This is a genomic window from Mesorhizobium sp. M7A.F.Ca.MR.148.00.0.0, from assembly GCF_003997735.1.
Classification (GTDB): Bacteria; Pseudomonadota; Alphaproteobacteria; order Rhizobiales; family Rhizobiaceae; genus Mesorhizobium.
Genome location: NZ_RZTB01000009.1, coordinates 1 through 19,436 on the forward strand (window position 1 = coordinate 1; position 19,436 = coordinate 19,436).

At 63.7% G+C, this 19,436-nt stretch carries 19 protein-coding genes; 17 read left to right on the forward strand and 2 right to left on the reverse strand.

The features are described 5' to 3' along the window. The coding region (gene hrpB, locus EOB49_RS05415) for an ATP-dependent helicase HrpB (protein WP_127380385.1) at positions 1 to 2,426 on the reverse strand (2,426 nt) is incomplete at its 3' end. 47 nt (positions 2,427 to 2,473) lie between these two features. Continuing rightward, a complete protein-coding gene (locus EOB49_RS05420; RefSeq protein WP_127320727.1) occupies positions 2,474 to 3,364 on the reverse strand; it encodes a DMT family transporter in 891 nt (296 codons plus the stop codon). 28 nt (positions 3,365 to 3,392) lie between these two features. On the opposite strand from EOB49_RS05420, the gene EOB49_RS05425 reads away from it, so the two are divergent. From EOB49_RS05425 to EOB49_RS05505, 17 genes are all read left to right on the forward strand, one after another. Then, positions 3,393 to 4,082 carry a PIG-L deacetylase family protein gene (locus EOB49_RS05425; protein ID WP_127320728.1) on the forward strand — a complete coding sequence of 230 codons (690 nt, stop codon included), beginning with the start codon at positions 3,393 to 3,395 and terminating at the stop codon, positions 4,080 to 4,082. 277 nt (positions 4,083 to 4,359) lie between these two features. Next, positions 4,360 to 5,691 carry an ABC transporter substrate-binding protein gene (locus EOB49_RS05430; protein ID WP_127380386.1) on the forward strand — a complete coding sequence of 444 codons (1,332 nt, stop codon included), beginning with the start codon at positions 4,360 to 4,362 and terminating at the stop codon, positions 5,689 to 5,691. Between the two features lie 221 nt (positions 5,692 to 5,912). Next, positions 5,913 to 6,860, forward strand: coding sequence for a sugar ABC transporter permease (locus tag EOB49_RS05435; protein WP_032901495.1), 948 nt, complete (start codon positions 5,913 to 5,915; stop codon positions 6,858 to 6,860). Then, entirely contained in the window at positions 6,857 to 7,807 is a 951-nt protein-coding gene (locus tag EOB49_RS05440; RefSeq protein WP_013528079.1) for a carbohydrate ABC transporter permease, read from the forward strand. Before EOB49_RS05435 ends, EOB49_RS05440 begins: the two co-directional genes overlap by 4 nt. Continuing rightward, the gene (locus EOB49_RS05445; protein WP_127320730.1) at positions 7,804 to 8,010 is read left to right on the forward strand and encodes a hypothetical protein; all 207 of its coding nucleotides are present in this window, start codon (positions 7,804 to 7,806) and stop codon (positions 8,008 to 8,010) included. The genes EOB49_RS05440 and EOB49_RS05445 overlap by 4 nt, the downstream gene beginning before the upstream one ends. Positions 8,011 to 8,012: 2 nt before the next feature. Further along, the gene (locus EOB49_RS05450) at positions 8,013 to 9,125 is read left to right on the forward strand and encodes an ABC transporter ATP-binding protein (RefSeq protein WP_127380387.1); all 1,113 of its coding nucleotides are present in this window, start codon (positions 8,013 to 8,015) and stop codon (positions 9,123 to 9,125) included. Further along, on the forward strand, positions 9,118 to 10,131 hold the full coding sequence (locus EOB49_RS05455) for an ABC transporter ATP-binding protein (protein WP_127380388.1): 1,014 nt from the start codon (positions 9,118 to 9,120) through the stop codon (positions 10,129 to 10,131). The genes EOB49_RS05450 and EOB49_RS05455 overlap by 8 nt, the downstream gene beginning before the upstream one ends. Positions 10,132 to 10,186: 55 nt before the next feature. Next, positions 10,187 to 11,830: a dihydroxyacetone kinase subunit DhaK gene (locus EOB49_RS05460; protein WP_127380389.1), complete on the forward strand. Its 1,644-nt coding sequence runs from the start codon at positions 10,187 to 10,189 to the stop codon at positions 11,828 to 11,830. Between the two features lie 72 nt (positions 11,831 to 11,902). Then, positions 11,903 to 12,505, forward strand: coding sequence for a dihydroxyacetone kinase subunit DhaL (gene dhaL, locus EOB49_RS05465; protein ID WP_127380443.1), 603 nt, complete (start codon positions 11,903 to 11,905; stop codon positions 12,503 to 12,505). Beyond that, a complete protein-coding gene (dhaM, locus tag EOB49_RS05470) occupies positions 12,502 to 12,891 on the forward strand; it encodes a dihydroxyacetone kinase phosphoryl donor subunit DhaM (RefSeq protein ID WP_127380390.1) in 390 nt (129 codons plus the stop codon). Before dhaL ends, dhaM begins: the two co-directional genes overlap by 4 nt. A 21-nt stretch (positions 12,892 to 12,912) precedes the next feature. Then, complete coding sequence (locus EOB49_RS05475; protein WP_127380391.1) at positions 12,913 to 13,215, forward strand: HPr family phosphocarrier protein; 303 nt, start codon at positions 12,913 to 12,915, stop codon at positions 13,213 to 13,215. Next, on the forward strand, positions 13,199 to 14,785 hold the full coding sequence (ptsP, locus tag EOB49_RS05480) for a phosphoenolpyruvate--protein phosphotransferase (protein ID WP_127380392.1): 1,587 nt from the start codon (positions 13,199 to 13,201) through the stop codon (positions 14,783 to 14,785). The genes EOB49_RS05475 and ptsP overlap by 17 nt, the downstream gene beginning before the upstream one ends. A gap of 9 nt (positions 14,786 to 14,794) precedes the next feature. Continuing rightward, positions 14,795 to 15,217, forward strand: a complete 423-nt coding sequence (locus tag EOB49_RS05485; RefSeq protein ID WP_127380393.1) for a hypothetical protein — start codon at positions 14,795 to 14,797, stop codon at positions 15,215 to 15,217. Positions 15,218 to 15,310: 93 nt separating this feature from the next. Next, the gene (gene dhaK / locus EOB49_RS05490) at positions 15,311 to 16,297 is read left to right on the forward strand and encodes a dihydroxyacetone kinase subunit DhaK (RefSeq protein WP_127380394.1); all 987 of its coding nucleotides are present in this window, start codon (positions 15,311 to 15,313) and stop codon (positions 16,295 to 16,297) included. A gap of 64 nt (positions 16,298 to 16,361) precedes the next feature. Beyond that, a complete protein-coding gene (locus EOB49_RS05495) occupies positions 16,362 to 17,387 on the forward strand; it encodes a nucleotidyltransferase family protein (RefSeq protein WP_127380395.1) in 1,026 nt (341 codons plus the stop codon). 124 nt (positions 17,388 to 17,511) lie between these two features. Next, a complete protein-coding gene (locus EOB49_RS05500; RefSeq protein WP_236383302.1) occupies positions 17,512 to 18,369 on the forward strand; it encodes a glycosyltransferase family 2 protein in 858 nt (285 codons plus the stop codon). After that, positions 18,366 to 19,325, forward strand: coding sequence for a glycosyltransferase family 4 protein (locus EOB49_RS05505; protein WP_127380396.1), 960 nt, complete (start codon positions 18,366 to 18,368; stop codon positions 19,323 to 19,325). Before EOB49_RS05500 ends, EOB49_RS05505 begins: the two co-directional genes overlap by 4 nt. The last annotated feature ends 111 nt before the right edge of the window (positions 19,326 to 19,436 follow it).

Consider the following 19,436-nt stretch of genomic DNA (forward strand, 5'->3'; position numbering starts at 1 on the left):
GCGAGCAGCGGGGTTTCCGGCCAGACATGCTTGGGATAGCGGCCGCGCATGTCGGCGCGCACATCGGCCCAGGAGCCGCGCCAGAAGCCGGGCAGGTCGCGCGTCGTCTGGATCGGCCGGTGCGCCGGCGAAAGGAGTTCGAGCGTCAGCGGCACGGCGCCATTGGCGATCGAAGGATGGCGGTCGAGGCCGAACAGTTCCTGCACGCGAATCGCCAGCACCGGCCATTCGCCGTCATAGCGGATCGGCACATGGCTGCCCGACGGGGCATCGAAATGGGTCGGCGCCAGCGTATCGATCCTGCGCTGCAGATCGTGTGGCACGAGGCTGGCCAGTCCGGCCGAGACAACGCCCGCATCGATGGCGGCAAAGGACGCCGCGCTGGCGAGGTAAGGCAGCAGCCAGTCGTCCAGGCGCTCAATGAGGGCGTCGTCCGCCATATCTGGCCAGGGCGCGCCAAGGCCGCGGTGCAGCCAGCCAAGCCGCTGGCGCAGCGTTTGCGCCTCCTTGCTCCAATTCAGCAGCGACAGCCCGTGCTGGCGCACCGCATCGAGGACGGCACGGTCGGCGTCGGGCCCCGTTGGCGGCGGCAGCATGCGTTCGGCAAGCGTGATGGCGCCAAGGCGCACGGTTTCGCGGACGCGCACGGCGCGCTTGTCGCGGTCGAAGCTCGTTTCACGGCGGACCTCGATCCTGTCCGGCAGCGCGGCGCGGACATCGTCCTCGCCGATCGCTGCCGCCGCCGTGATGCGCGCATTCTGTGCCTTGCCCTGCAGGTCGGCGACGACCAGAAACGGCTCGCCCGCCAGCGGATCGGCGGCGTCGAGCATGGCGCCGGAGCCGTTGGCCAGCACGAAACGGCCACGCTCGCCGCGCGCCTTCGCCACCCGATCCGGCCAGGCGTGGACGAGCAGGGGACCGGCTGCCGCAGCTTCGCTGCCCTTCGCCTCGCCAGCCTGCCTCGCCAGCCGTTCGGCGAGCTGCTTGGCGGCTGTAGCACGTGGCGATTTTTCCCCGCGAAAACGCATCAGCCGCCGCTCCAGATCGGCGCCGTCGCCACCAAGGCCGCGTTCGGTGAGCAGCACGGCAAGCATCGCCGCCTCGAAGGCATGGCCGCTGCCGGCTGCCTCGGCAACCATGTGCGCCAACCGCACCGGCAGGGCGAGCTTGCGCATCGCTGCACCCGCGTCCGTCAGGCGCCCCATGTCGTCGATGGCATCCAGCGCGCGTAGTAGCCCCCTTGCCTCATTAAGGGCCGGAACAGGCGGCGGATCGAGAAAAGCGAGCCCTGCCGGATCGGCAACGCCAAAGGCAGCGCAATCGAGCAGCAGTCCGGACAGATCGGCCTCGAGGATTTCCGGCGGCGTGAAAGCGGGGAGCGCAGCCGTCTGCTCCGCCCGCCACAGCCGGATGGCGACGCCTGGCTGCGTGCGTCCGGCACGGCCAGCGCGCTGGTGGGCGGAAGCCTTGCTGACGCGGACCGTTTCGAGCCGGGTGAGGCCGCTGGCCGGTTCGTAGCGCGGGAGCCGCGACAGGCCCGAATCGATGACGACGCGCACGCCGTCGATGGTGATGGAGGTCTCGGCGATCGAGGTGGCCAACACCACCTTGCGGCGGCCGGCCGGCTGCGGCTTGATCGCCGCGTCCTGCGCCTTGCCGTCGAGCATGCCGTAGAGCGGGACGATGTCGGTATCGGTGCCGACCTTGCCGGCCAGCCGCTCGGCGGTTCGCTCGATCTCGCGTTGGCCGGGCAGGAAGGCAAGCACGCTGCCGCTTTCGTCAGCAAGAGCGGCGCGGATCGCCTTGGCCATGGCGTCCTCGATGGCGATGCCGGCGGGGCGTTCGTCATAACGGATATCGACAGGGAAGGCGCGGCCCTCGCTCTCGATCACCGGCGCGCCCGACATGAGTTTGGCGACACGCGCGCCGTCGAGCGTCGCCGACATCACTGCCAAGCGCAGGTCCGGCCTGAGCGCCCCTTGGACGTCGAGCGCCAGAGCGAGACCAAAATCGCCGTCGAGCGAGCGCTCGTGGAATTCGTCGAAAATGACAGCCGAAACACCGGGCAGTTCGGGATCGTCGAGGATCATGCGCGCCAGCACGCCTTCGGTGACGACCACGATCCTGGTCTTTGCCGAAATGCGGTTTTCCATGCGCATGGCATAGCCGACGGTGGCGCCAGGTTCCTCACCAAGCAATTCAGCCATCCGGCGGGCGGCGGCGCGGGCGGCGAGCCGGCGCGGTTCAAGCAGGATGATCTTGCCGGTGCCGAGCCAAGGCGTGTCAAGCAGCGCCAGCGGCACCAGCGTCGTCTTGCCGGCGCCCGGCGGCGCAACCAGCACGGCGCTGTTGCCATGGCCGAGCGCTTCCCTCAGCGCCGGCAGCACGGCGGATACAGGAAGCTCCGGCAGGGGTTTTGTGGTCATGGCGCCCGCATATCAGCGGTTACGGCCACGGCGCAACCAGAGTCGGTTCAAAGCCGGGTGCGCGAAAACGGGTTCCAGCGCACGGTGCCCAGCCGCGCTTCCTCCCGAACCATGGTCAAAAGGCCGGCGCCGCCAACGACCGCTAGGCCAACCAGCGACAGCCCGTCCGGATATTCCTGGAAGAACAACGCGCCGAGGATCACCGCCCAGGCGATCTGCGAATAATGCGTCGGCGCGACGCGGTTGGCGGGCGCGTATTTCATGGCCAGCAGCTGCAGGAATTGTCCACCCGCGGTGAAGGCACCGGCCATTGCCAGCCACAGCAACTGCTTCCCGCTGGGAACAGTAAAGGCGGTGGCGGCGGCACCGATGCCGTTGAACAGCAGGCCGCAACCGACCAGCACGCCGAGCATGGTGGTGCGCTTTTCCTGCTGCGCCAGCGAGCGCATCAGGATGACGCTGGTGGCCGCGAGGAAGGCAACGCCGAAGGCGGCAAAATGGCCGAGATTGAGTTCGCGAAAGCCAGGCCGCACCACCAGCATGACGCCGGCGAAACCGGCGACCACCGCCAGCCAGCGCCAGGGGCCGACCTTCTCCTTGAGGATCACCGTGGAGAGAATGGTGACGCAGAGCGGCGCCAGGAAGATCAGCGCATAGGACTCGGCCAGAGGAATGGTGGTGAAGGCGTAGACGCTGAGCACGCCGGAAGCGATACCCGCCCAGGCACGCGCCTGCACCGCCCATGGCCTTTTGGTGCGCCAGAAATCGCGCCAGCGTTCGCCCGCAGGTCGCGTGAAGAACAGGAAGAAGCCCGCGAACAAGGTTATGAAAAAGCCGATCTCGAAGATCGTGAGCTGACCGCCCAGGCTTTTGACAACGGCATCGCTGCCCGAATAGCTTGCGTAGGCGATCAGGGCGAGCAGGATTCCGTTCGTCACGTTGTTCCAGTTCCGGGGAGAGAGTGATTTGAAAATCCTGGCGCTCGGTGCCCATCCGGACGACATCGAGATCTTCATGTTCGGTACGATGGCCGCCTATGCCGCGCAAGGCGCAGAGCTCACTTTTGCCATGGCCACGGATGGTGCCAGGGGCGGCACGAGTGATCCCGCTGTTCTCGCTCGTGTCCGTCGCGATGAAGCAACGGCCGCGGCTGCGCTGGTAGGCGCAATGCCACGCTTCCTTGACTTCCCGGACGGCGAGTTGGTGGCCGATGCAGCGCTGATCGGAGCTCTGAAAGCACTGATTGGTCAAACCGGGCCGGATCTGGTGATCACGCATGCGCCCAACGACTATCATGCCGACCATCGCGCGCTGTCGGACGGCGTGCGCATCGCGGCGTCTTTCGCCGTCCCGGTGCTGCATGCCGACACGATGGGCGGCACCGGTTTTTCGCCGACGCACTATGTCGACATTTCCGCCCATGCCGACGTCAAGGCCGAGGCGATCCGAATGCATCAGTCGCAGGATCCCGACCGCTTCGTAGACATCGCGCGGACACAGAACGCCTTTCGCGCCGGCCAGTGCAACGGCGCGCAAGGCTCCTCGGCCGAAGCCTTCCTCTTCGTACCGTCGTTCCCGTTCGCCGATATCCGTATGCTGCTGCCGCCGGCACCGCCGATCCGGAAGGTGATGGTGAGCACCAGAAGGGTCGGTTGAGAAGCCGAGGCGACCCCACGTCCTGGTCACAATCGGCCTGAACAGCTTCGGTAAGCCGACCAGCGAGCCGCGCTTCTCCAACGTTTTCAGACATCGCGATAAGCATGCTGCGGCGCAGCAACGAATTCGCTTGCTTTGTTTAGTAAAAATTGCATCACTAAACAAATTACTAAACATCCGCAGCGTAACCGCGCAGCCATGTTTGGGCCCCTGAGGAGAGGGGTTGAGGGCTTTTTGAAACCGCCATCCGGGCGCGTTTCGCAAATGGGAGGAAGTCATGAAATCGAGCTTGAAACTGGCGTTGGGACTGACCTCGGCGATCACAGCGTCGACAGCCGTCTCGAACGTCGCGCACGCTGAAGACCTGACGCTGTGCTGGGCCGCCTGGGACCCGGCCAACGCGCTTGTCGAACTGTCCAAGGATTTTACCAAGGAAACCGGCATCGGCATGAAATTCGAGTTCGTGCCATGGACCAACTATGCCGACCGTTTCCTCAACGAGCTGAATTCGCACGGCAAATTGTGCGACCTGATCATCGGCGACAGCCAGTGGATCGGCGGCGCTGCCGAGAACGGCCACTACGTCAAGCTGAACGACTTCTTCGACAAGGAGAAGATCAGCATGGACGATTTCGTGCCGGCAACCGTAGTCGGCTATTCGGAATGGCCGAAGAACACGCCGAACTACTGGGCGCTGCCGGCCATGGGCGACGTTGTCGGCTGGACCTATCGCAAGGACTGGTTCTCCAAGCCGGAACTGCAGAAGGAATTCAAGGAGAAGTACGGTTGGGGTCTCGGCCCGCCGACCACTTTCGACCAGTTGAAACAGGTCGCCGAGTTCTTCCAGAAGCGTGAGATCGACGGCAAGACCGTCTACGGCGCCTCAATCTACACCGAGCGCGGCTCGGAAGGCATCACCATGGGCGCCATGGACGTGCTCTACAGCTATGGCTTCCAGTACGAAAACCCCAAGAAGCCCTACGAAATGGAAGGCTTCGTCAACTCCGACAAGTCGGTGAAGGGCTTGGAGTTCTACAAGGCGCTCTATGATTGCTGCACGCCGCCCGGCGCGTCGAACAGCTACATGGGCGAAGGCGTCGACGCCTTCAAATCCGGCCAGGTGGCGATGCACATGAACTTCGCCTTCACATGGCCCGGCCTGCAGAAGGACGAGAATGTCGGCGGCGACAAGATCGGCTACTTCGTCAACCCGAAGGGTCCGGACGGCGAGCAGTTCGCCCAGCTCGGCGGCCAGGGCATCTCGGTGGTGTCCTATTCCGACAAGCAGGAGGCGGCGCTGAAATACATCAAATGGTTCGCCAACAAGGACGTGCAGGCCAAATGGTGGTCGCTCGGCGGCTATTCCTGCCTCAACGCGGTGGTCAAGGATCCGAAGTTCCCGGCCAGCCAGCCCTACGCGCAGACCTTCCTCGACTCGATGGCCATCGTGAAGGACTTCTGGGCCGAGCCGAGCTACGCACCGCTGCTGCAGGCTTCGCAGAAGCGCTTCCACGACTATGTCGTCGCCGGCCAGGGTTCGGCCAAGGATGCGCTCGACGGCCTGGTCAAGGACTGGACGCAGGTCTTCCAGGACGACGGCAAGATGTAACCCGGCTCCTCCCGAGCCCGACCCCTGAGCTGGATGATTTCAGGTCGAATCGACCAGAAACCATCCAGCTCCAGGAATGAAGAGAGAGAGCATGATGTGGTCCGAAAACCGCTTCACACTTTTCGGCATCATGCTCTAGGTCCCGTGCCGCCCTTGGCACGGGACGCAGTTCAGATAAATTCCATGACAGAGACGACCAAGTGACCGAAGCAGGACTCACCATGCTCAATCGGACCGCGGAGAACGTTGCCCGGGCGACTCCGGAGCCGTTGGCCCGCAAGGTCCGGGGCATCAGCGACAAGGGCCTCGCCTGGCTGTTCATCTCGCCGACGATCCTGTTGCTGCTGGCCATCAACATCTTTCCGCTGTTCTGGGCGATCTATCTGTCGTTCACCAACTACCGCGCCAACCGCCCGAACGAGGTGGTGAAGAACCTCGGCTTTGCCAACTACCAGCGCATCCTCGGCGACAAGGATATCTGGATCGCCATGCAGACGACGGCGCATTTCGTGTTCTGGACCATCCTGTTGCAGACGCTGATCGGCTTCACCCTGGCCTGGCTGATCGACAGGAAGTTCCGCGGCCACGCCTTCTGGACGACGCTGATCCTGGTGCCCATGATGCTGTCGCCGGCGGTGGTCGGTAATTTCTGGCGCTTCCTCTACGAGCCGCAGATCGGCCTGTTCGCCTACGCCATATCCTTCGTCACGAGGATCCCGCCGACCGATATCCAGATGCTCTCCAACGTGTCGCTGGCGCCCTGGTCGATCATCATCGTCGACACCTGGATGTGGACACCCTACGTGATGCTGATCTGCCTCGCGGGCCTACGCTCCATCCCCGAATACATCTACGAGGCGGCCGAGGTCGACCGCGCCTCCAACTGGCGGCAATTCTGGTCGATCACGCTGCCGATGGCGCTGCCCTTCATCATGCTGGCTGTGCTGTTTCGCGGCATCGAGAACTTCAAGATGTTCGACATGGTCAATCTGTTGACCGGCGGCGGGCCGGGCTCGACCACCGAGGTCGCCTCGATAACGCTGAAGCGGCAGGCTTTCGAAAGCTGGCGCACCGGCTATTCCTCGGCCTTCGCAATCATTCTTTTCGTGGCGGTGTTCGGCCTCGCCAACATCTACGTCAAGGCGCTCAACAAGGTGAAGCAGAGATGAGCCTGACCACAGCCCATTCGGTCGTCGCACCGAGCAGCAACTCGAAACGGATCGCCGGCACGATCATCGTGCTTTACGCACTGATCTCGATCGTGCCGCTGCTGTGGATCTTCGCCACCAGCTTCAAGACGCCACCGGATTCGATCGCCTATCCGCCCAAGATCCTGTTCCAGCCCAGCCTTGAGGGCTACTGCAATCTGTTCACGACGCGGACCCGGCAGACGCCGGAATACATCAACTCGCTGGGCCCGGCGACGGGCTTCTGCGACGAGACCACGCGCAAGCGCAACATGGTGATCGCCGGTCCGTCCAACTTCCTGCCGCGCTTCGTCAATTCGCTGATCATCGCCTTCGGTTCGACTTTCTGCGCCGTCTTCCTCGGCACGCTGTCGGCCTACGGCTTCTCACGCTTCAAGGTGCCGCTCGCCGACGACCTTTTGTTCTTCATCCTGTCGACGCGCTTCATGCCGCCGATCGCCGTCGCCATTCCGATCTATCTGATGTACCGCGAGCTTGGCCTGTCGGACACCGCGCTCGGCATGATCCTGCTCTACACGGCGGTCAATGTTTCGCTGGCGGTGTGGCTGCTGAAAGGCTTCATCGACGAAATCCCGCGCGAGTACGAAGAGGCGGCGATGATCGACGGCTATACGCGGCTGCAGGCCTTCTGGCGCACCGTGCTGCCGCAAGCGACGACCGGCATTGCAGCGACCGCGATCTTCTGCCTGATCTTCGCCTGGAACGAGTATGCCTTCGCGGCACTCCTGACCTCCGGCACGGCGCAGACCGCGCCGCCCTTCATCCCGACCATCATCGGCGAAGGCGGCCAGGACTGGCCGGCGGTGGCGGCCGGCACGACGATCTTCCTGGTGCCGATCCTGGTCTTCACCATTCTGCTCCGCAAGCAATTGCTGCGCGGCATCACCTTCGGCGCGGTGCGCAAATGAGCATGACCAAGCCTCAGAAACGCAAGTCGCGCTGGCCGGTCTGGGCCAGGCGCGGGCTGATGGAAAACATCGCCACGGCGCTGATCGCCATCGGCTTCCTGATGCTGTTCCAGCCCTTCGCGCTGTCGCTCTACACCTACTCCTTCATCACCATGCTCGCCGGCACCGTGATGTTCATCATCGTCTCCAAGTTCCCGGAATAATCATGGCCGAAATCCGCGTCCAGCACCTGAGAAAGGCCTTCGGCGATTTTGTCGCCGTGCAGGATTCCAACTTCGTCGTCGAGGATGGCGAGTTCTTCGTCATGCTCGGGCCGTCGGGCTGCGGCAAGACGACGACCTTGCGCATGATAGCCGGGCTCGAACTGCCGACCGGCGGCCAAATCCTGCTCGGCGGCGACGACGTCACCATGCTGCGGGCACGCGAGCGCGACATCGCCTTCGTCTTCCAGCTGTTCGCGCTCTATCCGCACATGAACGTGCGCAAGAACATCGGCTTCCCGCTGTTGGCGCAAGGCATGCCTTCGGCCGAGATCCGCACCCGTGTCGAGGAAACAGCAAAACTGCTGCGCATCGATCATCTGCTCAACAAATCCGTCTCCGGACTTGCCGGTGGTGACCGCCAGCGGGTCGCGCTCGGCCGCGCCATCGTGCGGCGGCCAAAATGCTTCCTGATGGATGAGCCGCTCGGCACGCTCGACACCGAATTCCGCGATTTGATGGTCCATGAACTGCGCGAACTGCACAACCGCATCCGTGCCACGACGGTCTATGTCACGCACGACCAGATGGAAGCGATGTCGATGGCCGACAAGATCGCGGTGATGAACCATGGCGTCATCGAACAGTTCGGAAGTCCACGCGAAATCTACGACCGCCCAGCGACCATGTTCGTCGCCGACTTCATCGGCTCGCCGCCGATGAACTTTTTGGGATTTGGCGGCGGGCTGGCCAAGGGCGCCAGGGAGATCATCGTGCAAGGCGCGAAGGTCGCGGTGCCGGAGGTGCGCGAGGATATCGCACCCAGCGACATGGCCCTCGGCATCCGCCCGGAGCACATACGCTTCGACGATGCTTCCAAGCTGCGCGGTGCCATCTACGGCACCGAATATCTCGGCACCACGCAGATCGTCGCGGTGGAGACGGCGGACGGTATCATCAAGGCACGGGTCCCGGCCGAAATCCGGCTCTCCACCGGCGGCCATGTCGGCCTGACGCTGAGCAGCGCGCGGCTGTCGCTGTTCGAGAAGGGATCGGGCCGCGCGGTGAGAACCGCGATCCACGATGTCGCCTCGGAGCGGAGGGCCCAGCATGGCTGAGGTGCACATCAAGAACGTGACCAAGAGTTTCGGCGACCATGTCGCCGTCGACGGCCTCAACCTGCACATAGCAGATGGCGAGTTCGTCGTGCTGCTCGGGCCGACCGGGGCCGGCAAGACGACGACGCTGCGGCTCATCGCCGGGTTGGAACGGCCGGATACCGGCACGATCGAGATCGGTGGACACAATGCCACGACGCTGTCGCCGGCCGAGCGCGACACGGCCTTCGTTTTCCAGCAATATTCGCTCTATCCCCACCTCTCGGTGTTCGACAATCTCGCCTTCCCGCTGCGCTCGCCGGCGCGGAAAATGCCGGAAGACCAGATCCGCCGCCGGGTCGAGGAGGTGGCCAGGATGGTGCGCATCCATCACAAGCTCGCCAATCGCTCGACCAAGCTTTCGGGCGGCGAAATGCAGCGCGTTGCCATCGGTCGCGCGCTGGTGCGCAAGCCTTCGATCTATCTGATGGACGAGCCGCTGTCGTCGCTCGATGCCAAGCTACGCGGCGATCTCAGGCTCGAGCTGAAGCGCATCCAGACCGAACTCGGCGCCACCATGCTTTATGTCACGCATGATCAGATCGAGGCGATGACGATGGCAGACCGCATCGGCATCCTCACTGAGGGCGTGCTGGTGCAGATCGGCTCGCCGCGCACCATCTATTCAGAGCCGGCAAACCTGCATGTCGCGGCGAGGCTCGGCCAGCCGGCGATCAATCTTCTGCCAACCGGACTGCTGCCTGACGGCGGCGCACCGGCCGGGACCAAGACGATCGGCGCGCGCACCGAACATCTGACGATCGCGAAGGCCGCGAATGGTCATGCCGACGGCATCGTCGACTGGGTCGAGCATCTCGGTGATCAGAACCATTTGCATGTGACGGTGGGGACCAAGAAACTGGTGACGCTGACCGATCCCGACACGGATCTGGCGCAGGGCGACAAAGTGGTGATCCGCTACCGGGCGCCGCTGTATTTCGGCGCCGATGGACAGCGATTGATGTGAGCGGTTTTCGGTGATTCAGCACCGGTTTTGACTTTGCCAGTACGGGACGAATTCGATGAAGCACTTTTTCAATCGCAGGGAAACGATCGTCACCGAGGCGCTGGACGGCCTGTTGCGGACCATCGGATCAGGCGATCTCGCGCGCCTCGACGGCTATCCCGAGATCAAGGTCATCCTGCGCGCCGACTGGGACAAGACGAAAGTCAGCGTCGTCTCGGGCGGCGGGGCCGGGCACGAACCGTCACATGCCGGCTTCGTCGGCAAGGGCATGCTGACGGCGGCGGTCTCAGGCGAGATCTTTGCCTCGCCAAGCGTCGAAGCCGTGCTGGCGGCCATCCGGGCGGTCAGCGGTCCGGCCGGCTGCCTGCTGATCGTCAAGAACTACACCGGCGACCGCCTCAATTTCGGCCTGGCCGCCGAGAAGGCGCGCGCCGAAGGATTTCATGTAGAGATGGTGATCGTCGCCGACGACATCGCGCTGCCGGACATCAACCAGCCGCGCGGAGTTGCCGGCACCTTGTTCGTGCACAAGATCGCAGGCCATCTGTCGGAGGCCGGCCATGATCTGGCATTCGTTGCAACGGCCGCTCGCGCGGCGGCGAAGGATATCGTTTCGCTCGGCATGTCGCTGTCGTCCTGCTCGATCCCCGGCCAGCCGCACGAAGACAGGTTTGGCGAGAATGACGGTGAACTCGGCCTCGGCATTCATGGCGAGCCGGGCGTCGAAAGGATTGCGGTGCAGAGTGCCGACAGACTGGTGGCGATCATGGTGGAGCGCCTCGCGGCACGGCTTGATCCCGAGGCCACCTACGCCTTGCTGATCAACAATCTCGGCTCCGTGCCGCCGCTCGAAATGTCTGTCGTCGCCAATGCGGTGCTTGCATCGCCGCTGGCCAAAACCATCAAGCTGACGATCGGCCCGGGCCCGCTGATGACGGCGCTCAACATGAACGGCTTCTCGCTGTCGCTGATCCGGCTGGATGCGGCGCGCGAAACCGCCTTGCAGGCGCCGGTCGGTCCGCACGCCTGGATGCCGGCAAAGCCGGTTGTTTCACCTGCCGTCGTGCCGATGGCGAAAGCGGCCGGACAGAGCGCGGCACGCAAGCCCAGCCAGGATGCGCGGACCCGCTCTCTTCTCGTCACCATCTGCGAACGGCTGATCGCGCTCGAAGCGACTTTGAACGGACTGGACGCCAAAACAGGCGACGGCGACACCGGTTCGACGGTGGCGACCGGCGCGCGCAGTGTTCTCGAGCGGCTTGATACACTACCGCTTGCCGAGCCTGCAGCCACCCTTGGCGCGATAGGTGACATACTGAGCGCGTCGATGGGCGGCTCCAGCGGCGTGCTGCTGTCGATCTTCTTCACCGCCGCGGCGCAAGCTCTGGACAGCGGCGCGAACCTGGCCAAGGCGCTGCTTGCCGGCCTCGAGCGAATGACTTTCTATGGCGGCGCAAGGATAGGGGATCGCACCATGGTCGATGCCCTCGAGCCAGCCCTCAGAGCGCTCGATGCCAAGAGCGTGGACGAAGCGGCTATCGCGGCTCGACGTGGCGCCGAGGCCACCGCCGCCATGGACAGGGCAAAATCCGGGCGGTCCGCCTATGTCGGCAGCAAGCTGCAAGGCGTGGCCGACCCCGGCGCCTATGCAGTGGCCGAGGTTTTCGCGGCGGCGGCCGCGCTGCATGAAGCGGCCTGATTCATGCTCCAGTTGTCGAATGATCGTTATTTCGATACTGCCGGCAAGATAGAAACCGGAAATGCGGGTGACATGGCGGCGTTGAACCTTGCCCGGCTGATCGCGGCCGCCTCGGGTGCGATCGCCGCTCACGCTGAAGAGTTGACGGCGCTCGACCAGGCGATCGGGGACGGCGACCACGGGCTGAACATGAAACGCGGCTTCGAGGCCGTGCGCGCCGAAGCCGAAGCATTTTCGGCCAAACCGCTGCCCGATGCCCTGAAGGCGATCGGCACCAAGCTGGTGATGACGGTCGGCGGCGCCTCCGGCCCGCTGTTCGGCACCCTGTTCCTGGCGCTCGGCAAGGAGATTTCAGCTGCGCCCGATCGCGCCAATCTGACGGCGGCCTTCGGCAAGGCGATCGAAGCGGTGACCGCGCGGGGCAAATCGCAGATTGGACAAAAAACCATGCTCGACGTGCTGCAGCCGGTGCATGACGCGCTGCTGCAGGGAAAGACAGCTCTTGAAATCGCCGATATCGCCGACGCCGCGGCCGAGGCGACCGTGCCTATGAAAGCCTTGCGTGGCCGCGCCTCGTTCCTTGGCGACCGATCGATCGGTCATATGGATGCCGGTGCACGTTCGACCGCGCTTCTGGTGCGCACGATCGTCGAAACGCTGGAAGGTCAGCCATGAGCAATGTCGGCATCGTCATCGTTTCGCATTCGCCGCTGGTTGCCGAGGGCACGGCCGACATGGTGCGGCAGATGGTGGGCGACGAAGTGCCGCTTGCATGGTGCGGCGGAAACGGCCATGGCGGGCTCGGCACCAATGTCGAGGCGATCATGGGCGCCATCGACAAGGCCTGGTCGGAGGCCGGCGTCGCCATTCTGGTCGATCTCGGCGGTGCCGAGACCAATTCGGAAATGGCGGTGGAGATGATCGGCGAGCCACGGTCGCAAAAGATCATCGTCTGCAACGCGCCGATCGTCGAAGGCGCGGTTATGGCGGCGACCGAGGCCTCCGGCGGCGCCTCGCTGCGGGAAGTGGTGGCGACGGCGCATGAATTGTCGCCGTCGTGAGTGAACGGGAACTTTGAAGACATGTCCGCATCCGCCGAAGCGACCGTTGTGATCACCCACGAGGTGGGCCTGCACGCGCGTCCTTCGGTGAAGTTCACCAAGCTGGCCAAGAGCTTTGCCGCCGGGGTGGAAATCGCGCTTGCCGCCAACGGCCCCTGGTTCGACGCCAAGAGCATCGTCAAGGTGATGGCGACCAAGGCGCCGAAGGGTACGCTGTTGCACATCAGGGCCAGCGGAGACGGCGCCAATGATGCCGTCGTCGCGCTGGTCGAACTGGTGCGGCGCGATTTCGACGAAGGCGCGGACCATGCCCGAACCGCTTAGGATTAAAGGCATTTCGGCCTCGGCCGGTTATGCCGAAGGGCCGCTGTTCGACCTCGACCAGACTGTCGGCTCCTATGTCGGCAAAGAAACAGCCGACGATGAGAAGGCCGCGCTCGACGCCGCAATCGGCATCGCCACGGGCCGTCTCACTGCAATGATCGGGATGGCCGAGGGCGATGCCGCCGACATTCTCGAGTTTCAGATCGCCATGCTGCAAGACGATGCGCTGAGCAGCCCGGCCTATGCCGCGATCCGCACCGGCCTGCCGGCCGACACGGCGTGGCGGCAGGCGCTTAACGCTGAAATCGCCGGCTACGATGCTTCGGACCAGGATTATTTCCGCGCGCGCGCCGCCGACATCCGCGATATCAGGGACCAGGTGCTGCGGGCTCTGTCGGAGGTTGGCAACGTCGAGCCGCCCGCCGGCGCCATCCTCTATGGCGAGGATATCGCGCCGACGCGTTTTCTCGAAACCGACTGGAGCAGCGGCGGCGGCATCGCGCTGAGGGCGGGCAGCACGGCCAGCCATGTCGCCATGCTGGCGCGCTCGCGCGGCGTACCCATGATCGTCGGTCTCGGTGCTTCGCCGGCTCATCTCGCCGGCATCGCCCTGCTCGACGCCGAACATGGCGGCATCGTGGTGTCGCCCTCCAGGACCGAAATCGCCGCTTTTCGGCAATCCTCCTCATCATTCCGGGCGCGCTGCGATCGGGCCGGGACCTTCCTGGCGCGACCGGCGGTGACCAAGGCCGGCACGGCGGTGCGGATGCAGGTCAACATCGCCGACCCGTCCGAGGTCGACGGCATCGATATCGCCACCTGCGACGGGGTCGGGCTTATGCGCACCGAATTCCTGTTCGGCAAGACGCTGCCGGACGAGGGGACACAGTATCGCGCCTATCGCAAGGTGCTGGAATGGGCTGGTGAAAAACCGGTGACGATCCGCACCGTCGATGCCGGCGGCGACAAGCCGGTGCCCGGCTTCACCATCGAGGAGAGCAATCCGTTCCTCGGCCTGCGCGGAATCAGGCTGTCGCTGGCAAGGCCGGAGGTGTTTCGTGTACAGATCCGGGCACTGCTGCGCGCCGCGGTGCACGGCAATCTGAAAGTGATGTTTCCGATGATCGCCATTGTGGAGGAATACCGACAGGCAGCGGCGATGTTCGCCGAGGAGCAGACCGCACTTGCCGCGCGCGGCATCGCGAGCAAGATGCCGCCGCTCGGCATCATGGTCGAGGTGCCGTCGGTGGCGATCCTGCCGGAAGCCTTTGCCGAGGCCGCCTTCTTCTCGATCGGCTCCAACGACCTCACCCAGTATGTCATGGCGGCTGCCCGCGATAACGCTGCCGTGGCACATCTCAATTCGGTCCGTCATCCGGCCGTGCTGCGGCTGATCGCTGCCGTGACCGCGTTTGGCCAGCGGGAAGGAATCCCGGTCAGCCTGTGCGGCGATGCCGGCGGCGATCCGGCCTCGATCCCGTCACTGCTCAAGGCCGGCCTGCGCGATCTTTCCGTCGCTCCGGCGCAACTCGCCATGGCCAAGGCGGCCATCGCGGATATCTCGGTCTAGGCGCCGGGCATGGTCGAAAAAACACCTGAACCCGGTTCCGAAGAGGCGATCCGCGCCTACAAGACGATCCTGTCGCAGGTTATCGACCAGCGCCCATCCGGCATGCGCCAGCGCCTGGCCGATGCGCTCGGCAAACACCGAAGCTTCGTCACGCAGATTTCCAGTCCTGCCTATTCGATCCCGATTCCGTCAAAACATTTGCCGGCCATCTTTTCGGTGTGCCATTTCAGCCCGGCCGAGCGCGACCAGTTTCTCGCCGCCTACCATCAGGCGCATCCGGGAAAAATGTCGATCGCATCAGGCATGCGCAAGACGCGGCATGTCTCGCTGATCGTGCCGGATTTCGGCGACGACAAGCAGAACGCCGCGCTCGATAAGGCGGTGAACGATTTTATCCAGAAGATCACCAGCATCACCGGCAAGGGTGGCTGATCGAACTCTTTGTTTTACGCAATTCCAGACGGAAAACCGCGACACACTTTCCCTGGAATTGCTTTGGAAGGCCTATTTCGGGAGGAGACGGCCGTGAAGAAGTTTATCAATTCGGTGGACACGGTGCTGACCGAAAGCCTCGACGGCTTCGTCGCCGCCCATGCCGACATCCTCGTGCTTGGCGACGAGCACAAATTTGTCCGCCGTAAGACCTTGCGGCCGGGCAAGGTGGCGTTGATCTCCGGCGGCGGTTCCGGCCACGAGCCGCTGCATGGCGGCTTTGTCGGACACGGCATGCTGGATGCCGCCTGCCCCGGCCAGGTGTTCACCTCGCCGACACCGGACCAGATGCTGGCGGCGGCGCAAGCCGTCGACACCGGCGCCGGCTGCCTGTTCATCGTCAAGAACTATGAAGGCGACGTGATGAACTTCGACATGGCGGCCGAGATGTCGGAAGGCGTCCAGCAGATCGTGACCAATGACGATGTCGCAGTCGAGAATTCTTCCTATACGACGGGCCGGCGTGGCGTCGCCGGAACGCTGGTGGTGGAAAAGATCGTCGGCGCGGCGGCCGAACATGGCCTGGCGCTGGCGCCGTTGAAGGCGCTGGGCGACCGCGTCAACACGGCCACCCGCTCGATGGGCGTGGCGCTGACCAGTTGCACCGTGCCGGCGGCGGGCAAGCCGACTTTCGACATCGGCGACGGAGAGATGGAATTTGGCGTCGGCATCCATGGCGAACCCGGACGCCGGCGCGACATGTTGAAAAGCGCCGATGCGATCGCGCAGGAGATTTGTGCCGCGATCCTGGGCGATCTCGGGGACAGGGCGAAGGGTTCGGCGCTGCTGTTCGTCAACGGCTTCGGCGGCACGCCGCTGATGGAACTCTATCTGATGTACAACAGCGCACGGCTGATCTTCGAGAAGCATGGCGTGACGGTGGCCCGTTCGCTGGTCGGCTCCTACGTCACCTCGCTCGACATGGCCGGCTGCTCGATCACGCTGACCATGCTCGACGACGAGACGACCGGATTTTGGGACGCGCCGGTACACACTGCGGCGCTGCGCTGGGGCATGTAAAAGCTGGCTTCCACCCTGCTTTTCTGCAACATCTTTCCCTTCAATCGCAACATTGTCCAGGTTGATGCTGCCACCGCTTACCCCTGCCGAAGAAAAGCTGCTGCTGCGCTACGCAGATCCGGAGGCGCCGACTGTCGACGTCGATAATTTGTCGGCAAAGACGCTGATGTCGCTGCTCGACAACGCCGAATTCCATGGCGTCTTGCCGATCATGCTGCGCAAGCTCAGCGGCGACGCGCAACTGCCATCGGATCAGGAGCTGCGAGACAAACTGGAGGACCTGCGCCAGAAAGCGACGATCGCCACCGGCCAGTCGATGCTGTTGAAGTATCATGGCGACCGTATCATGAAGGGACTGGCGGCGGACAATGTTCCGGCGCGGATCGTCAAGGGGCCGGTCTTCGCGCGCAAGCTCTACCGCAACGTCGCCGACAGGCCGTTCACCGACATCGACATCTTGGTCGAACCCGCCAATCTGGCCAGGGCAAACCAGGTGATCGCGGCATGCGGCTTCGAGCTTGGCAGCGACGAGGCCGAATCCTACGAATTGCAGGAATTCAAATGGCTCGAAAAGGAGAATTCCAGCCTGCTGGTCGAACTGCATGGCGACCTCGTGCATGACACCGGCATGCGGCGGCGCCTGTCGCTGGGTTTCCCTGAATTGCGCGCCATCGACGGCGACGCGACAGACACGCCGGCGGCCCTTTTGACGATCGCCATCGTGCACGCCGCCGGCGGCCACAAATTCCACCGGCTGCAGCTTTGCGTCGACGTGCTGCAAGGCGTGCGGGCGCTGCAATCACCCGAAGCGGAAGCACGCCTCTTCGACGCTGCCCGTACCACCGGCATCGAGCTCGAGTTGGCAATCGTGCTCGATGTGACCGGCCAGTTGTTCGACGAAAGCCGCGCGCTCGAACTCGCCGGCCGCATCAAGCCAGATCTCTCGATACGGCTGGCCAGACGGTTGATCACCACAGATACACTGCTCGGCGTCAATTCCAGGGACAAGCTTGGTTCGCGCCTACGCCGCGACGCCTTCCGCTGGATCCAACGGCTGGCCAGGGCCAGAGCAATTCCAGGAAAAGTGTGAGACGTTCTCTCCCGGAAAAGCGTCGCGCGCCATCACCTCAGGTCGGAAAGTGATGGCGCTCTTGGCTTGACCGCTCTGAGTCTTTAGCCTGCGTCGGGAAGCACACGACGAAGGATTGAGGAATTTGGCCGATCTCAATACCCACATTGCGAATGCTGCGCGTGATCGGAGTTCCCCGCGAGTCGTCGCGGTCCTTACAACACGGAACGAAGAACGGTTCGTTGCCGGATGTCTCGAGAACCTCTTTCGTCAAGGCGTACAGGTCTACATCTGCGACAATCAGTCGACGGACCGAACGCTTGAGATTGCCCAGCGCTACTGCGGAGCCGGATTGATAGGATTCGAAACCATCCCGCATAACGGCTGGTATTGCTGGGAGCACCTTCTTCGTCGCAAAGAGGAACTGTTTCAGTCGCTCGAAGCAGACTGGTTCATGCATGTTGACGCTGACGAGATCCACCTCCCGCCGACTTCGTACTCATCGTTGGTCTCCGCCATTGCGGCAGCCGACGCACTCGGCTTCAATGCAATCGAATCTTCCGAGTTTACGTTCATTCCTACCAGGGAAGCTCCCGATCACGACAATCCCGATTATCAACACACGCTGCGCACCTACTACCCGTTCCGGCCGACCTCCCCACACTGCGTCCGTGCCTACAAGAAACAGGACGGCCCCATGGAGATTGCGTGGTCAGGCGGCCATCTCGTACGGTTCGCGGGTCCGGTGAGGCTTTACTCCGAGCGTTTTCGCATGAAGCACTATCTGTTCCTTAGCGCAGAGCACGCCGCATGCAAGTATGCTGGCCGCCGGTTTCTGAGCGAAGAGGTCATTGGTCGTGGCTGGCACGGATGGCGACCCCGCTTGCGATCAGAGGATATTCTGCTGCCGGACGCCAGCCAGGTGCGCGCCAGCGCGACGGACGACGATCTGGACGAGGCCAATCCATGGTCGGCACACTGGCTTGAGCGGTACGCCTCGTGAATGAGGTACACCTCCCCCGCGTCCTGGCGATCGCGGATCGACCCGGCTGGGCGATTGATCGCAAGACCCAAAATCTCCGGCGCGTGCTGGAAAGAAGGTTCGATATCGTCCAACGATTTCAACATGATGTGACTGAGTCGGACGTGAACACGGCGGACATCGTGCTCATCTTCTATTGGCTCCAGATCTCGAAGCTGCCCCTGCCGGAATCGGCCCTCGCCAGGCGGTCTGACAGGCTGCTCATCGGGATCTGCAGCCACAGAGAGCTGGAGGGCGAATTCCGCGAGCCCGGGCTCGCCGCCCTGCACCGGCTGGCGCGCGCTGTCTTTGTCAACAATCGGCAGCTCGAGCACGAATACGGTCCTCTACTGCGTGTTCCGGTCCACTACACGCCCAATGGAGTCGACACGACGTTCTTTTGTCCCGCACAAGAGCCACAACCCGGTTCTGGCGAGCTCCGTGTCGGATGGGCGGGAAGTCTCGGCAACCATGGTCCAGCACATCGCGGCTTCCACGACGTCATCGAGCCCGCGGTAGCGGCCGTGCCGGGCGCGCGCCTACTGACGGCGATTCGCGAGCAACGCTGGCGTAGCCATGACGAGATGCCCGGCTTCTATCGGGATCTCGACGTTTATGTCTGCGCCAGCCTCAGCGAAGGCACTCCCAATCCTTGCTTGGAGGCGGCGGCGTGCGGTGTCCCTTTGGTGACCACCCGTGTGGGAAACATGCCCGAGCTGATTCGGGATGGCGACAACGGGCTGTTCTTCGATGGAACTGCGGAGGGGCTTGCGAACAAGCTAGCCTTGTTGCGGGACACGCCATCGCTCCGGTCGAGGATGGCCGCCCGCATGATCGAGACGATCCAAGAGTGGGATTGGGGCGTGCAGGCGGAGAACTACGCGCGCATGTTTGCCTCGTTGCTTACTGCGGGCGGAGCTGTCGGGCCCATGAGATGAGCGGCTTCGGGTGTGCCCTGCCAAACCTGACCTTTGTAGCGCCATTCGAGTTTTCCCGGACCCTTGCTCTTCCGTACCTCGCGCAGCAAGGATAACGAGGCGGCGCTGCGC

Coding starts and splice junctions, on each gene's coding strand:
- EOB49_RS05430 (WP_127380386.1), top strand. CDS start 4,360: ATGAAATCGAGCTTGAAACTGGCGTTGGGACTGACCTCGGCGATCACA.
- EOB49_RS05435 (WP_032901495.1), top strand. CDS start 5,913: ATGCTCAATCGGACCGCGGAGAACGTTGCCCGGGCGACTCCGGAGCCG.
- EOB49_RS05440 (WP_013528079.1), top strand. CDS start 6,857: ATGAGCCTGACCACAGCCCATTCGGTCGTCGCACCGAGCAGCAACTCG.
- EOB49_RS05445 (WP_127320730.1), top strand. CDS start 7,804: ATGAGCATGACCAAGCCTCAGAAACGCAAGTCGCGCTGGCCGGTCTGG.
- EOB49_RS05450 (WP_127380387.1), top strand. CDS start 8,013: ATGGCCGAAATCCGCGTCCAGCACCTGAGAAAGGCCTTCGGCGATTTT.
- EOB49_RS05455 (WP_127380388.1), top strand. CDS start 9,118: ATGGCTGAGGTGCACATCAAGAACGTGACCAAGAGTTTCGGCGACCAT.
- EOB49_RS05460 (WP_127380389.1), top strand. CDS start 10,187: ATGAAGCACTTTTTCAATCGCAGGGAAACGATCGTCACCGAGGCGCTG.
- dhaL (WP_127380443.1), top strand. CDS start 11,903: ATGGCGGCGTTGAACCTTGCCCGGCTGATCGCGGCCGCCTCGGGTGCG.
- dhaM (WP_127380390.1), top strand. CDS start 12,502: ATGAGCAATGTCGGCATCGTCATCGTTTCGCATTCGCCGCTGGTTGCC.
- EOB49_RS05475 (WP_127380391.1), top strand. CDS start 12,913: ATGTCCGCATCCGCCGAAGCGACCGTTGTGATCACCCACGAGGTGGGC.
- ptsP (WP_127380392.1), top strand. CDS start 13,199: ATGCCCGAACCGCTTAGGATTAAAGGCATTTCGGCCTCGGCCGGTTAT.
- EOB49_RS05485 (WP_127380393.1), top strand. CDS start 14,795: ATGGTCGAAAAAACACCTGAACCCGGTTCCGAAGAGGCGATCCGCGCC.
- EOB49_RS05495 (WP_127380395.1), top strand. CDS start 16,362: ATGCTGCCACCGCTTACCCCTGCCGAAGAAAAGCTGCTGCTGCGCTAC.